At 74.9% G+C, this 16,833-nt stretch carries 1 protein-coding gene (only partly in view); it reads left to right on the top strand.

What is annotated here, in order from left to right; genetic code table 11:
• Positions 1-16,833, top strand: the 3' portion of a protein-coding gene (locus tag ACZ6AA_RS09440; protein ID WP_471457180.1) for an amino acid adenylation domain-containing protein. Its footprint begins 5,769 nt before the window's first position; the window shows 16,833 of its 22,602 coding nt (coding positions 5,770-22,602); its start codon lies beyond the left edge, outside the window; its stop codon occupies positions 16,831-16,833.

Below are 16,833 nucleotides of genomic sequence, written 5' to 3'. Positions count from 1 at the left end.
CGCGCCGAGCTGCGCCTTCGCCCCCTTCCCGGCGACGACGTCTACGCCCACATCGCCCGCGCGGGCGTCACCTACGGCCCTGGCTTCCGCCTCGTCCACGCCCTGCACCGGGGCGAGCGCGACGGCCGCCGCGAAGTGCTCGCCGAGCTGCGCCTTCCCGCGCACCTGCGCGACACGGCGGGGGAGTACACCCTTCACCCGAGCTTCCTGGACGCCGCCGTCCACGCCTCGCTCGGCCTCGACCCCGCCTTCGACACCGAGGGGTCCACGACCGCCCCGGACGGGCCGACCCGGGTGCCCTTCGCGCTCGACCGCCTCGACGCGCACGCGCCGTTCGGCGAGACGATGTACGCCTGGGTGCGCCCGGCGCCGGGGGAGCGCGCCGCCGACGCGGGCCGCGTCCTCGACATCGACCTGCTCGACACGACGGGCCGGGTCTGCGCCGCGCTGCGCGGCCTCGCCTACCGTGCCCTGACCACGCCGGACCGCCAACAGGCCGCCCGCGTCTCGCAGTTGCGCACGCTGCTTCCGGTGTGGGAGCCGCGGCACCCCGCCGAGACGCCCGCCCTCGAAGCGCGGGGCCCGGCTGGCGCGGTGCTCGTGTTCGACGGCGAGCGCAGGCTGCACACCGAACTGACCGTGCTGCACCCCGGCCATCAGGTCGTCGACCTGCCCGAGGGGGAGTCGGTCGACGACATCGCCGGGCGGATCCGTACCGCCTGCGCGGCGACCGACGGACGTATCGACCGGATCGTCTGGGTCGCTCCCGCCGAGGTTCCCGACGACATGGTCCGGGGCCAGGAGCGCGGTGCGGTCGAGGTCTTCCGGATCGTCAAGGCGCTGCTGTCCCTCGGTCACGGCACGCGCGAACTCGCCTGGTCCGTCTACACGTTCGGCACCCAGGCCGTCCGCGACCAGGACCGGGTCGCGGCGACGCACGCGAGCGTCCACGGCCTCGTCGGCAGCCTCGCCCAGGAACACACGCGCTGGACGATCGACCTGGCCGACCTGGAGCACGCCGACTCCGGTGCACCCGTGGGCCACCTGCTCGGGCAGGAGCGGTACCTGACCGGCGTGCGGCCCGGCACCACGGTGGCCCTGCGCGGCGGCCGCTGGTTCTCCCAGGAGCTGCTGCCCGGCGACGCCCTCGAACCGGCGACCGGCACCTACCGGCACGGCGGCGTGTACGTCGTCGTCGGCGGCGCGGGCGGCATCGGCGAGCTGTGGAGCCGGTACCTGGTCGAGCGGTACCGGGCGACGATCGTGTGGATCGGGCGGCGCCCCCTGGCCGACGACGTCGAGCACCGCCTCGCCGACCTCGCCGCGCGGGCCCGGGCCGCGGGCGCGCCGGCGCCCGCCTACGTCCAGGCCGACGCGGGCGACCACGCGAGCCTGCTGGCCGCGTACCACCGCATCAAGCGGGACCACGCCCGCGTCGACGGCGTCGTGCACTCCGCGATCGTCCTCGCCGACAAGACCCTCGCCCACATGGACGAGGAGCGCTTCCGCGCCGCCCTCACCTCGAAGGTCGACGTCAGCGTCCGCATCGCCGACGTGTTCGGCGCCGAACCGCTGGACTTCCTGCTCTTCTTCTCCTCGGTCGAGAGCTTCGTGAGGGCGCCGGGGCAGGCCAACTACGCGGCCGGCTGCACCTTCAAGGACGCCTTCGCACACGCCCTGCGGCAGCGCGGCGCAGCCCTGGCCAAGGTCGTCAACTGGGGGTACTGGGGGGTGGCCGGTGTCGTCAGCGACGCCTTCTACCGCGAGCGGATGGCCGCCGCCGGAGTCGACTCGCTCGACCCCGACGAGGCCCTGCGCACCCTGGAGTCCCTCCTCGCCGGTGACCGCGACCAGGTCGCGCTGATGCGCACCTTCGGCGACGAGGCGCTGCGCGGGCTCACCCTGGCCGAGCACCAGGGCCGCCACCCGGCCGCCCTGCCCTCCGTACGCGACGCCGTCGTGTCCGCGCACCGCGCGCCGCACGGCGAGGTGGAGCGCCTGCACCGCTTCCTGCCGCACCCGCGCATGTGCGAACTCACCCTGAATCTGCTGTACGTGACGCTCCGGGAGCTGGGAGCCGAGCGGCCGGACAGCACCGGGCACCGGCTCCCGGCGCGGTACGCGCGGTGGCTGGAGGAGAGCCACCGGCTGTTCGCAGAGGCCGGGTCCGGCCTGCCCGCGCGGGATCTGGACGCCGCCGCCCTGTGGCGGCAGTGGTGGGCCGAGCGCGACGCGTGGCAGCCGAACGCCAACCAGCGGGCGCAGGTCGACCTCGTCGAGTCCTGCCTCCAGGCTCTGCCGGACGTCCTCACCGGCGCCCGGCAGGCCACCGAGATCCTCTTCCCCGGCTCCTCGCTGTCGCGCGTCGAGGGCATCTACCGCGGCGACCCCGTCGCCGACTACTTCAACGACCAGCTCAGCGTGGTGCTCGCCGACGCCGTACGCGCCTGGACCACGGCCGATCCCGAGCGCCGCCTGCGCGTCCTGGAGGTCGGCGCCGGGACCGGCGCGACCAGCATCAAGGTCCTGGAGGCCCTGGAGCCGTTCGGCGACCGCATCGCCGAGTACCACTACACCGACCTGTCCAAGGCGTTCCTGTTCCGCGCCGAGGAGCGCCTGAAGCCCCGGCACCCGCACGTGACCACCGGCATCTTCAACGCCGAGCACGCCCCGGGACCGCAGGGCGTCGACCTCGGCGGCTTCGACGTCGTGGTGGCCACCAACGTCCTGCACGCCACCGCCGACATCGCCCGCACCCTGCGCAACGTCAAGGCCACGCTGCGACCCGGCGGCCTGCTCTTCCTCAACGAGATGAGCCGCAACACCCTCCTCGCCCACGTGACGTTCGGGCTCCTGGACGGCTGGTGGCTGTACCGGGACGCGGCCCTGCGCATCCCCGGCAGCCCGGTGCTCTCCGCCGAGAGCTGGCACGAGGTCCTGGCCGACGAAGGGTTCCGCACCGGCGTCCAGCCGGACACCGACGCCCACGCCCTCGGCCAGATGCTGATCGTCGCCGAGAGCGACGGCTGGTTCCGCACGCCGGCCGGTCCCCAGGCCCCGGCCGCCGCGCCCCGGACCGCCGTCCACGACACCCGGGAGCCGGACGCCACGGCACCGCGCCCCGCGGACGACGGCGCCGAGCTGCGCGCGCGCACCGTCGCCTACTTCGAGCGGCTGCTGCGCGACGCCCTGCGGCTGCCGGACGGGCCCCTCGACCCGGCCAAGGACCTGCACGACTACGGCCTCGACTCCATCCTCGTGTCCGGCATGAACAGCGCCGTGGCCCGGGACTTCGAGGACGTCGGCAGCACCCTGTTCTTCGAACTGCGCACGCTGGACGAGCTCGTCGACCACTTCGTGGAGCGGCGGGCGGCGGAGCTGCGGAGGCTGTTCCGGCTCGACGGCCCGACGCACCCTGTGGCCGACGGCCCCGGTGCGCCCGACCTCCGGGTCGACGAGGCGTCCCTCACCGAACGTGCCCTCGCGTACGTCACCGGCCTCGTCGCCGACACCCTGAAACTGGCCCCCGAGCAGCTCGACGCGGACGCCGACCTCTTCGACCTCGGCCTCGACTCGATCCTCGTGGTCCAGCTGAACAACGCGCTCGGCAAGGACTTCGAGGACCTCGGCAGCACGCTGTTCTTCGACCGCCGGACGGTCCGTGAAGTGGTCGACCACTTCACGGGGACGCAGCCGGAGCGGCTCGCCGAGGTGGTGGGCATGGGCGCCCGGTCCGTGCCCGCGGCTCCCGCCGCGCGGGAGACGCTCGCGCACGAGTCCGCACCGCGGCGGCCGGAACAGCGTTCCGGCGACCAGCACCGGGCCGCCCGGCGTTCCGGTGACATCGCCATCGTGGGTCTCGCCGGGCGCTACCCGGGCGCGGACACCCCCACGGAGCTGTGGGAGAACCTGGCCCGCGGCGAGAGCGCGACCGCGCCCTACCCGGCCGACCGGCAGTGGTGCGACTGGACGGGCCGGGAGCGCCCCTGGGGCGGCTTCCTCGACGACGTCGCGGCCTTCGACGCCGACTACTTCGGCGTCGACGAGCGCGAGGCGGCGGCCATGGACCCGCAGGAGCGGCTGTTCATCGAGACGGCGCACGGCGCGGTGCAGGACGCGGGCTACACACCCGCCGCGCTGGCCGGACGCGGCCGCGTGGGCGTGTTCGTCGGCGTCATGAACGCCACGTACAACGGCCGCACCGCCTACTCCTCGATCGCCAACCGCACCTCGTACCTCTTCGACTTCCAGGGTCCCAGCGTCGCCGTCGACACGGCCTGCTCCGCGTCGCTGACGGCCGTGCACCTGGCCGCGCAGAGCCTGCTCTCCGGGGACAGCGACTGCGCGGTGGCGGGCGGCGTCAACCTGCTCCTCGGCACGGACCACTTCGACGTCCTGGAGGAGCACGGTCTGCTGTCGTCCGGCGAGCGGTGCCGTCCCTTCTCCGAGCACGCGGACGGATTCCTCGCGGCGGAGGGCGTCGGCGCCGTCGTGCTGCGGCCGCTGGCCGACGCGGTCGCGGCGGGCGACCACGTCTACGGCGTCATCAAGGGAAGTGCCGTCAACTCCGGCGGCCGCACCAGCCGTTACAGCATGCCGAGCCTCGACGCGCAGCGCGACGTCGTCGCCCGCGCCCTGGACCGGGCCGGTGTCACCCCCGACACCATCAGCTATGTGGAGGCCCACGGCACGGCGACGCCGCTCGGGGACTCCCTGGAGATCTCCGCGCTCAGCCGCGCCTTCGCCGGTGCCCGCCCCGGGCAGTACTGCGCGGTCGGCTCCCTGAAGTCCAACCTCGGCCACAGCGAGAGCGCCTCCGGCATCGCGGGGCTCACCAAGGTCCTGATGCAGCTGCGCCACGGCGCCCTCGCGCCCTCCATCAACGCCGAGGACCTGAACACCGGCATCGTCTTCAAGCAGTCGCCGTTCTTCGTCCAGCGGGAACTGGCCCCCTGGACCCCGGCCGACGCCGACGGGCGCCCGCTGCCGCGGCGCGCCGGCATCTCCTGCTTCGGCGCGGGCGGCTCGAACGCCCACCTGATCATCGAGGAACACATGGACGACGAGGCACGCCCCGACGCGACGGCGGACGACGAGGCCTGCCTGGTGCCGCTCTCCGCGCACACGCCCGCGCAACTGCGCACGGCCGCACATCAGTTGGCCAGCCACCTGGGCGACGCGGAACGAGAGCGGCGCCCGCTGGCGCTGAGCGACATCGCGTACACCCTCGGGACCGGCCGCGACGAACTGCCCGTACGCCTCGCGCTCGTCGTCCGCTCGACCGCCGAACTCGCTACTGCCCTCGCGGAGTTCGGCGCGCGCGGCATCGCGGGGCCCAGTCAGTACGCCGACCTCACCGAGGGCGCCGACACCGAGGGCGCTGTCGCCGTGGCTCCCGTGCCGGGCGACCCGGTCGCGGACCCGCACGCGGCGGCCCGGCGCTGGCTCGCCGGAGCGAGCGTCCCGTGGGGCGAGCGGCCCGCCGGACGCCCGGTACGTCGCGTCAGCCTGCCGACGTACCCGTTCGCGAAGAAGGACCACTGGTACGACGGCGTGGCGAAGGCGCTCCCTGTGGACGGCCCGGACCGTGCGGAGAGCACGGGTACCGGTGTCACCGGCGGGACCGAGGGCACCGGCACCGCCGGAGCGGACCGAGCGGACGGTGTGCGCGGCTGGCTGCGTGCCGCGCTCGCCGACGAGCTGGGGCAAGCTCCGCACGAGATTTCCACCGGCCAGGAGTTCCCCGCGCTCGGCCTGTCCTCGATGGGCCTGGTGCGCCTGGCCCGACGCGTACAGGCGGAGCTCGACGCGGACTTCGGCTCGGCCGCGCTCTTCGAGTACCGGACCGTGGACGCCCTGGCCGCCCACCTCGACGGCGTACGCCTGCCGCACCCGCCCCGGACCGAACTGCCGAACACGGACGGCGAGTTCGTGCCGCACCCGCTGTCCGAGGGGCAGCGGGGCCTGTGGAGCCTGCAGAAGTCCGCGCCGGACACGAGCGTGTACAACGTGCCGCTGTGCTTCCGCGTCTCCGGGCTCGACACGCACGCGCTGCGGGCCGCCTTCGAGGGCGTCCGCACCCGGCACCCGCTGCTCGCGGCGGTCGTACGACGTGACGGCGACCGGCTCGTGTTCGCCCGTCCCGATGCCGCGCGGCCCGCGTTCGCCGAGCACCGGCTGTCCGTGCCGGACCCCGACGCGGTGCTCGCGCGGGTGCGCGAGCACGCCCGGGAGCCGTTCGACCTGGACCGCGGCCCGCTGTGCGGGCTCAGCGTCTTCCACGCGCCCGACGGCGACGCGTGGATCCTCCTGAACGCCCACCACCTCGTCCTCGACGGAGCGTCCGCCGTCGTCCTCGTCAAGGACCTGCTGTCCGGCTACCGGAGCCTCGTCGAGGGCGGAACCCTGCCCGAAGGGCCGCGCCCGGCTGCCGACTTCGCGGAGTTCGTCGCCGACGAGACCGGCCTCCTGTCCGGTGCCGAGGGCACCGCCCGGCTCGCCCACTGGCGCGAGCAGCTCACGGACCTGCCGCCCGCCGCGGCCTTCCCCACCGACCGGCCGCGCTCGGCCCCCGACCGCGGGCGCCACGGTGCCACCGAGGTCACGCGGCTGCCGGTGGACGTCGGCGAGCGGATCACCCGCTTCGCCCGTGCGCACGGCGTCTACCCGTCCGCCGTGTTCCTGGCCGCGCACAAGGTCCTGCTGCGGCAGTACACCCTGCAGGACGACCTGGTCGTCGGCATGCCGGTCAGCGCCCGCCCCGGCCGCCGCTTCGACGCCACCGTCGGCCACTTCGTCACCATGGTGCCGGTCAGGAGCAGGCTCTCCGGCGACCGGACGTTCGCCGACCTGTGCACGGACGTCCAGGGGACGCTGCTCGACGCCCTCGCGCACACCTACCCGTTCGGCCCGCTGGTCCGCGAGCTCGGCTTGGGCGGGGCGGACGGCTCCGCGCCGGTGTTCCGGCACGCCTTCATGTACCAGGACTGGCTGGAGGACGTCACCGCGGGCAACCCGGGTGTCCGCCACGTCGAGGGCATCCACCAGGAGGGCGAGTACGACCTCGTCCTCGAGGTCATCGCGCCGCACGGCGACGAGGCGGCCTTCACCGTGAAGGGGAAGTACGACCCGGCCCTGTACGACGCCGCGACGGTGGACCGGCTGCTGCGGCAGTACGTCCACCTCCTGGAGTCGGCCCCGGCCACCGACCCCCACCAGCGGCTCGACGACTGCTCGCCGATGTCGCCGGAGGAACTCCACACCCTCACCGTGGAGTGGAACGACACCGCCGTGACCCAGCCGCGGCTCCGCGTCCACGAGTTGTTCGCCGAGCAGGCCGCGCGCACACCGGACGCCGTCGCGCTCGTCGCGGGCGCCGAGTCCGTCACCTACGCGGACCTCGACGCGCGCACGCGGCGGCTCGCCGCACGGCTGCGCCGCCTCGGCGTCGGCCCCGGCAGCCTCGTCGCGGTGCACCTGGAGCGCTCCGTCGACCTGGTCGTGGCGCTCCTCGGCACGCTGCGCGCGGGCGGCGCCTACATTCCCCTCGACCCGGACTACCCGCGGGACCGGATCGCCCACATCCTCGACGACGCGGCGCCCGCGCTGGTCCTCAGCACCTCCGCGCTGCGCGACCGTCTCGGTGTTCCGGACGCGGCGGGGCCGCGGGTGCTCGCGCTCGACGCACCGGAGGCCGACGCCCCGGTCGAGGGGGCCCGGGAAGCCGCGGGTGAGGTCACGTCCGGCGGTGAGGACCCCGCGTACGTCATCTACACCTCCGGCAGCACGGGCCGGCCGAAGGGCGTCGTGGTGCCGCACCGCGCGCTCACCAACTTCCTGTGCGCCATGGCGAAGCGGCCCGGTCTGGACGCGGGGGACCGTCTCCTCGCGGTGACGACGCACAGCTTCGACATCGCCGCCCTCGAGCTCTACCTGCCGCTGATCACCGGCGCCGAGTGCCACCTCGCCGACCCGGCCACCGTGCGCTCCGGCGACCGGCTCGCCGCACTCGTCGCGCGGGTGCGGCCGACCGTGCTGCAGGCGACCCCCGCGACCTGGACGATGCTGCTGCACTCGGGCTGGACCAACGCGGAGGGCCTGCGCGTGCTGTGCGGCGGCGAGGCCATGTCCGAGGCCCTCAAGGAGCGCCTGACGGCCCTGGGCGGCGAGGTCTGGAACCTGTTCGGGCCCACCGAGACCACCGTGTGGTCCACCGTCGCCCGCGTCGAGGCGGGCCGCCGCGTCACCGTCGGCCGCCCCATCGACAACACCCGGATCCACATCCTCGACGAGCGCGGCAGGACCGCGCCGATCGGCGTGCCCGGGGAGCTGTGCATCGCGGGCGACGGGCTCGCCCTCGGCTACCTCAACAAGCCCGAACTCACCGCCGAGCGGTTCCCCGCCGACCCCTTCACGCCCGGCGCCAGGCTGTACCGCACGGGCGACCTGGCGCGCCGCCTCGCCGACGGCTCCATCGCCTGCCTGGGCCGCATCGACTCCCAGGTGAAGGTGCGCGGCTTCCGCGTCGAACCGGGCGAGATCGAGCACGTCCTGACCCGCCACCCCGCCGTCCGCGAGTGCGCCGTCGTCACCAGGACCGAGCCCGCCACGGGCACCACCCAGCTCGTCGCCTACTGGACCGCCACGGGCACCGGTACGGACGCGTCGGTACGCGAACTGACCGCGCACCTGGGCCGGGACCTGCCCGCGTACATGGTCCCCGCCTTCATCCTGCCGATCGACCGGCTGCCGCAGACCCCCAACGGCAAGGTGGACCGGCTCGCCCTGGCGCGGCGCCCGATCACCCTGCCCGCCACGGCGTCCGCCACCGCCGCACGCCCCGACGCCGCGCCCGACACCGCCGACACCTCGACCGGTACGACGGGAACCGTGCGGGACGCCGACGTCCTCGCCCTGTGGTGCGAGGTGCTCGGCGTCGCCGGGCTCCGGCCCACGGACGCCTTCCTGGACGCGGGCGGCAACTCCGTCCTCGCCGTGGTGCTCGCCGACCGCATCGCCGCGCGCTTCGGTGTCCCCTTCACCTCGGCGGACGTGTTCGGCTGCGTCGACGCGGAGGGGACGGCCGCGCGGCTGCGCGCGGTGCTGAGCCCGGAGCGGGCGCCGCACGACGAGGCCCGCCCCACGGCACCGGTGTCGGCTTCGGTGCCCGCGCGGGCGTCGGCGTCGGCTCCGGCCGAGCGCACCCCCCGTACCGAAGCGCACACCCCCGCCACGGCGGAGAGCCCCGAAGCCCTCGCCCACCTCGACGGCAGCGTCGCCATCATCGGCATCTCCGTCGGCCTCCCCGGCGCCGACGACCACCGCGCGTTCTGGCGCAACCTCGTCGAGGGCGTCGAGAGCGTGGAGCTGTGCCCGCCGGACGAGCTGCGCCGCCTCGGCGTCGACGAACGGCTCGTCCAGGACCCGGCGCACGTACCGGTGCGCGCGAGCATGCGCGGCAAGGGGCACTTCGACGCCGCCTTCTTCCAGGTCTCCGCGCGCGACGCCGAACTGATGGACCCGCAGGCGCGCCAGCTCCTCCAGCACGCGTGGAAGGCCGTCGAGGACGCCGCGTACCTGCCGGCGGACATCGCCGACGCGGCGGTGTACATGTCCACCGCCAACGCCCTGTACCAGGCGCCCGTCACCGGCCCCGGCGTCCGCCGCGACTCCGAGGCCCTGGTCGGCTTCCTCCAGGCCCAGCCCGGCACCGCGCCCACGACCGTGTCGCACCGGCTCGGCCTGCGCGGCCCGAGCCTGTTCGTGCACAGCAACTGCTCGTCGTCCCTCGCCGGACTCGCCCTGGCCTGCCAGGGCATCCAGGCGGGCCAGACCACGCACGCCCTCGTCGGCGGCTGCGCGATGTACGGCGAGGAGACCGTCGGCTACCTCTACGAGGAGGGCATGACGCTGTCGCCGGACGGTCACTGCAAGCCGTTCGCGGCGGACGCCGCCGGGATGATCGGCGGCGAGGGCGCCGTCGTCGTCCTGCTCAAGGACGCCCGCGCCGCCGTGCGCGACGGCGACCACATCCACGCGCTCGTGCAGGGCGTGGGCATGAACAACGACGGTGCGCGCAAGGCGGGTTACTACGCGCCGAGCCTCGCGGGGCAGAGCGAGCTCGTCGCCTCCGTCCTGGACCGCGCCGGTGTCCACGCCGAGTCCGTGCGGTACCTGGAGGCCCACGGCACCGGCACCGTGATCGGCGACCCCATCGAGGTGAACGCCGTCGCCGCCGCCTACCGGCGGCACACCGACGCCACCGGCTTCTGCGGCATCGGCTCGGTGAAGGCGAACGTCGGCCACCTCGACGCCGCCGCGGGCCTCGCGGGCCTCGTCAAGTCCGCCCTCGTCCTCGGCCACCGCACGGTGCCGCCGACCATCAACCACGACGCGCCCAACCCGCGGATCGACTTCGCCAACTCGCCCTTCCACGTGGTGGACCGACTCACACCCCTGCCCGCATCGGCCGTCCCCCTGCGTGCCGCCGTCAGCTCCTTCGGCATCGGCGGCACGAACGTCCACGCCGTCCTGGAAGAGGCCCCGCCCCGTCCCGCCCGCACCACGGACCACGCCGGACCGCACCTCGTACCCCTGTCGGCCCGCACTCCCGAGTCCCTGCGCCGCTACGCCCGCGCGCTGGCCCGGCACCTCACCGACCAGCGACACGACACGGATCCGCCCCGCCTCGACGACGTCGCGTTCACCTTCCAGGTGGGACGCACCGCCATGGCGTGCCGGGTGGCGTTCGTCGTGGAGAGCGTGGCCGAACTCGTCGCCGCACTCGAAGACTTCGCGGCGCGCGAGGATCACCCCGCGGCGGCTGCCCCCGGTGCCGCGAGCGCCCTCTCCGGCGTCCTCGACGAGGCGGACCGGCGCGCCCTCGTCCAGCAGTGGCTCGCCGGGCGCAGGCTCGACAAGGTGGCCCGGCTGTGGGAGGCGGGGGAGTCCGTCGCGTGGCGGGAGCTGTACGCGGACGGGGCCCGGCCGCGTCGGCTCAGCCTGCCCGCGTACCCGTTCGCCGAGGAGCACTTCTGGCTGCGGGCGGAGCGTCCGGCCGCCGGGCCCGGTGCGGCCGAAGAGGCCGTCGCCCCGCGGTACTTCGAGGAACGCTGGGTGGCGCGGGCGGCGGAACCGGTGGCGGACGCCGTCGCCGTCGCGCCGTGCCTGGCCGTGGTCTTCCTGTCGGACCGCGCGGCCCAGGAGGCGTATCGCGCCGCGATGGCGCGGCAGGCGCCGGGCACGCGCCTTGTGTTCGTCGCCAAGGCCGACGCCCCGGCGCGGGACGACGCGGCCGACCCCACGGTGTACCGGCTCGACCCGGACGACGAGCACGCCTGGTCGCGGGTGCTCGCCGCCGTCGCCGACGCCCACGGACCGCTGGACGCCGTCCACTACCTGTGGCCCACCGAGCACGCGGGCGGCACGCCGCCGCTGCGGGAACTCGCCGACGTCGGCGAACTGGTGCGGGCCGTGGCCGCCACCGGCCACGTCGTCCCCGACGTGCTCGTCGCCGGACACTTCGAGGAGGCGGGCGAGGCCGACGGCGCCGTGGGCGAGGCCGTCCTCGACGCTCTGGTCGGATACGAGCGGTCCCTGGCCGGACCGCTGCCCGGCACCGCCCTGCGCATCGTGCTGCACGAGGGCGCCGCGCCCGCGAGCCGCTGGGCGGAGCTGCTCCTGACCGAGCAGCACCAGGAACACAAGGTCTCCGCCCTGTACCGGGAGGGCGAGCGGCATGTCTGCCACGTGACGGGCGTGCCCGAGCCGGGCCCCGCCGCGCACGGGCCGGACGGCCTGCGTGCGGGCGGCACACCCGGCCTGCGTGCGGGCGGCACGTACCTGATCACCGGCGCCTTCGGCGGACTCGGCCGACGCGTCGCGGAGCATCTCGCCCGCTCCTACCGCGCCCGTCTCGTCCTGCTCGGCCGCTCACCGCTGACCGCGGCCGACGAGGCCTGGGCCGCCGCCCTCGGCGAGCACGGCGGCGACGTGGTCTGCCGTCGCGCCGACCTCACCGACGAGGACGCCCTCGTCGCCGTGCTGAGCGACCTGCCGTCCGGGCTGCGCGCCTTCGACGGCGTCGTGCACGCCGCGGGCACGGCACAGCGACGGGCCGTGACGGACTCGACGCGGACGGCGGCCCGCCAGGTCCTCGCCGCCAAGGTCGACGGGACGCTCGCCCTCGAACGGGCCCTTGCCCGCGCCCAGGCCGTCCGGCCCGACGGGTTCGTCTGCCTCTTCTCGTCCAGCTCCGCGACCCTCGGCGACTTCGGGAGCTGCGACTACGCCGTCGCCAACCGCTTCCAGACGGCGTACGCCCGTGCCCTCGCCGAGCGCGGCGCGCCCGCGCGCCTGCTGGCCGTGGCCTGGCCGCTGTGGGAGGACGGCGGCATGGGCGCCGCCGCCCAGCGCGCGGCGGACCACGACTTCGTCGCCGCATACCTGGAGGGCAGCGGCCAGCGGCCGTTGCGCGCCGACACCGGCCTCGCCGTCCTGGAACGGCTGCTGGCGGCGCGGTCCGGCACGGTGGCGCCGCTGGTCCTGCACGCGCCCGCCGAGCGGGCCCGGGTCCTGGCCGAGCGCGCCGCCACACGCGTGACGCTCCGTCAAGAACCAGCTGCCGCGCAGGAGTTCGCCGCGTCGCACGGGGCACCCGCGACCAAGGGGGCGTCCGTCGCTGCGGAGCCGTCCGCCGCGCACGACCGGCGTCGCGCCGCCCTCGCCGAGGTCGTACGCGACACCGTCGCCCACGTCCTGAAGTCCCCCGTGGACCAGCTCGACGACGACAGCGGCTTCCACGACCTGGGCCTGGACTCCATCCGCCTCACCCAGCTCGCACACCGGCTCGCCGAACGCCTCGGCACCCCGCTCCAGCCCACCGTCCTGTACGACCACCCGTCCGTACGCCGCCTGATCGACCACCTCGTGGCCGACGCGGCCGTGACGGTGCCGGATACGGATACGGGTGCGGGCACGGCGGCCGGGGAGCGGGGCGCCGAGCGCGTCCCGACACCGGCGGCCGAACCCGTGCCGCAACCGGCCGCCGAGCCCGCCCCGGCCGCCAAGACCGCCCGGACCGCCGAGCCCGCCCCGGCCCCGGAGGTCGCCCCGACCGCCCCCGGTGCCGACGCCCCCGTCGCCCTCATCGGCATGAGCGGCATCTTCCCCGGCTGCCGCGACGTGGACGCCTTCTGGAGCGCGCTCACCGACGGCAAGGACCTCGTCCGTGAACTGCCGCCCACGCGCTTCGGCGCGGCGACGGCAACGGCCGACGGCGACGAGACCGGGCGCTACCGGTGGCTGGGCGCCATCGACTGGGCGGACGAGTTCGACGCCGCCTTCTTCGAGATCGCGCCCAAGGAGGCGCGCGCCCTCGACCCGCGCCAGCGCCACCTCCTCCAGGAGTGCTGGAAGGCGCTGGAGGACGCCGCCCTCGGCGCCCAGGAGCTGCGGGGCCGTCGCGTCGGCGTGTTCGTCGGCGTGGAGCAGGGCGACTACCAGCTCCTCGACGGGGCGGGCGGCAACGTCACGTCGAACCACGACGGCGTGCTCGCCGCGCGCCTGTCGTACTTCCTCGACCTCAAGGGCCCCGTCCTCGCGGTCAACACGTCCTGCTCGTCGGGCCTGGTGGCCCTGCACCAGGCGTGCGCGAGCCTGCGCGCGGGGGAGTGCGACATCGCCGTCGTCGCGGCGGCCAACTTCGTCCTCACCCCGCAGTCCCTCGCCGCCATGAGCGACGCCGGGATGCTGTCCGCCACCGGCCGGTGCGCCACGTTCGACCAGGACGCCGACGGCATGGTGCCCGGCGAGGCGGTGACGGCGCTGGTGCTGCGCCCGCTCGCGGCGGCGGAGGCCGACGGTGACCCCGTCCGCAGCGTGATCACGGCCAGCGGCCTCAACTACGACGGCAGGACCAACGGCATCACCGCGCCCTCGGGCGACGCCCAGCGCGACCTCCTGGAGTCCGTCCACGAACGCGGCGGCATCGACCCGGCCGACGTCGGCTACGTCGTGACCCACGGCACCGGCACCAAGCTCGGCGACCCCGTCGAGGTCAACGCGCTGCGCGCGGCTTTCGCCCGGCACACCGACGAGCGCGGGTTCTGCGCCCTCACCTCGACCAAGCCCAACATCGGCCACACCTTCGCCGCCTCCGGCCTGGTCGGCCTGATCTGCCTGTCCGAGGCGCTGCGCCACCGCACCATCCCGCCGAGCCTGCACTGCGAACGCGACAACGAGTACATCGACTGGGACGACAGCCCCTTCTACGTCAACAAGGTCACGAAGGAGTGGCCCGCACCCCGGCACGGGCACCGGACGGGCGCGGTCAGCGCGTTCGGCATGAGCGGCACCAACGCCCACGTCGTCGTACGGGAGTACACCGGCCCGAGCCCGGCGCCCGCCCCCGCGCAGCCCGCCTACCTCCTGCCGGTGTCCGCCAAGACCGGGACGGCGCTGGAAGCGGTCGTCGACGGCCTGCTCGACCGGGTCGCGAGCGGCTCCCTGACCGACGGCGACCTGCCCCGGCTCAGCGCCACGCTCGTCACCGGACGCCACCACTTCCGGCACCGCTGCGCCCTCGTCGTGGGCTCCCTCGACGAGGCCACCGCGCTCTGGACCCAGTGGCGCCGCGCCCGGACGACCCGCTCCGACGCCTGCTTCGAGGGCGTCGTGCCCCGCGGCTTCACCGCGACAGCGCAGGAACAGGCCCGCGTGACGGCGGCCGCCGACAGCGCCAGGGACACCGCGCTCGCCCCGGCGTCGCGGCGGGCGGCCCTCGTGGAGCTGGCCCGCGGCTACGTGGCGGGGCACACCGTCCCGAGCCCGGTCGTGCGGGCCGACGGACGGCGCGTGGCGCGGCTGCGGCTGCCCGCGTACCCGTTCGCGCGGAACCGGTACTGGGTGGCGGGCCCGGCCGTCGACGCCGAGCGGGCTGAACGGCGGCCGGAACCGGTCACTGAGCGGGCGGACCGGCAACCGGCCCCGGCCGCCGAGCAGCCGGAGCGGCAACCGGTCGCCGCCCCGGCCGCCGAGGCCACCCCGGTGCCGCGCAAGCCCGTCGTCCTGCGGGACCTCGCGGACGTACCGCACCGGCTCGACACCTCCGACGCCCCGCCCGTCCCCGTGCGGCCGCGCGTCGCGCTGACACCACTCGCGGCCCCGAAGGCGGCGGCACGCCCCGTCACGCGTGACCACGACGTCCTGGAGGACCTCAAGGCGGCGGCCTCCCTCGACTTCGGCGGCATGGTCGCGACCCTGAACCGCACCGGGGTGATGGTGGAGCGGCTGATCCCGTACTCCGAGGAGTTCGCCGAGTACGCAGGGGAGGGCGACGGCGAAGTCCTCGACCTGGGCTGTGCCTACGGCGTGGCGAGCATCGCCGCGCTGGAGCGCGGGGCGCGGGTGGTGGCGCTCGACATGGAGCAGAAGCACCTCGACATCCTCCAGCAGCGCGTCAACGACGAGGCGCGCGCACGGCTCTCGCTGCGCCGGGGCATGCTGCCCGACGTCGACTTCGAGGCCGGGCGGTTCACGGCCGTGCACGCCAGCCGCGTGATGCACTTCCTCACACCCGACGACGTGGGCGTCACCCTGCGCAAGATGTACGACTGGCTGGTGCCTGGCGGGAAGGTCTTCCTCAGCTCGGACTCGCCGTACTTCGGCTACTGGGCGTCCAAGGCCGCCGACTACGAAGCCCGCAAGCGCGCCGGAGACCCGTGGCCCGGCTACATCGACGACGTCGCCGCGCACTTCGAGGAAGCCCATGTGATCGGCGGCCCGCCGCGGATCAACGCCATCGACCCCGACGTGTTCCGCCGGGAGTGCGAGGCCGCGGGGTTCGTCGTGGAACGGGCCGGGTTCTTCGGCGCCGTGGGCGTGGACCGGGAGTCGTACGGGGCGCCCGCTCCCGACATGGAGCACGTGGGCGTCATCGCCCGCAAGCCGCTGGCCGGGGCCGCCGCCGCGCCCACCGCCGGGTCCGAGTCCGCGCCGAAGTCCCTGCCCGTCACCGACTCCGTGACCACGGCCGTCTCCGCGGACGGCAGCCGCATCCGCTACCGCCTGCGCGGCAGCGGGCCGACCGCCCTGGTCCTCGTCCACGGCCTCGGCTGCGACGCCTCGTACTGGGACCGTCAGCTTGAGCACTTCGCGGGCCGCCACACCGTGGTCGCCCTCGACCTCGCCGGGCACGGCGGGTCGGGCGGGAACCGGCGGCGGTGGACCGTCGAGGCCTTCGCCGAGGACGTCGCGGCCGTCGTGGAGCACGCCGGGCTCGACGACGTGATCCTCGTCGGCCACTCCCTCGGCGGGCCCGTGATGCTGGCCGCCGAACGGCTCCTGGGCGGGAGGGTACGCGGCCTGGTCGGCGTGGACACGCTGCACAACTTCGAGCCCAAGGCGCTGGACGGCGCGCAGCTCGACCGGTTCGTGCAGACCTTCACGGACCGGCCCGTCGAGCCCCGCGAACTGTTCCTGGACGGGGCGCCGGACGACCTCGTCGACCTGGTCGCCCGTACCCGCGAGGCGACCGGCGCCGACGTCGTCTCGGGTGCGTTCCGCGAGATGCTGACGTACCTCCAGGACCTGCCCAAGCACTTCGACGTACCGCTGGTGCTGATCAACTCGACGTCCTGGATGCCGACGAACCTGACCGCCGCGCGCCGCTACGGCGTCGAGGTGGAGCTGGTCGACGACGTCGGGCACTTCGTGATGCTCGAAGCCCCCGACGTGTTCAACGCGGCACTGTGGCGGCAGTTGGAGCGGATTGCTCCCGTCGCAGGTCAGGGCCATGGCGACGGCACCGTCGCGGGGGAAGGGGCTGGTTCCTGA

The organism is Streptomyces sp. NPDC040610 (assembly GCF_055594065.1).
Note: the sequence above shows the minus strand (reverse complement) of the source record. Positions and strands in the feature narration are given on the sequence as shown.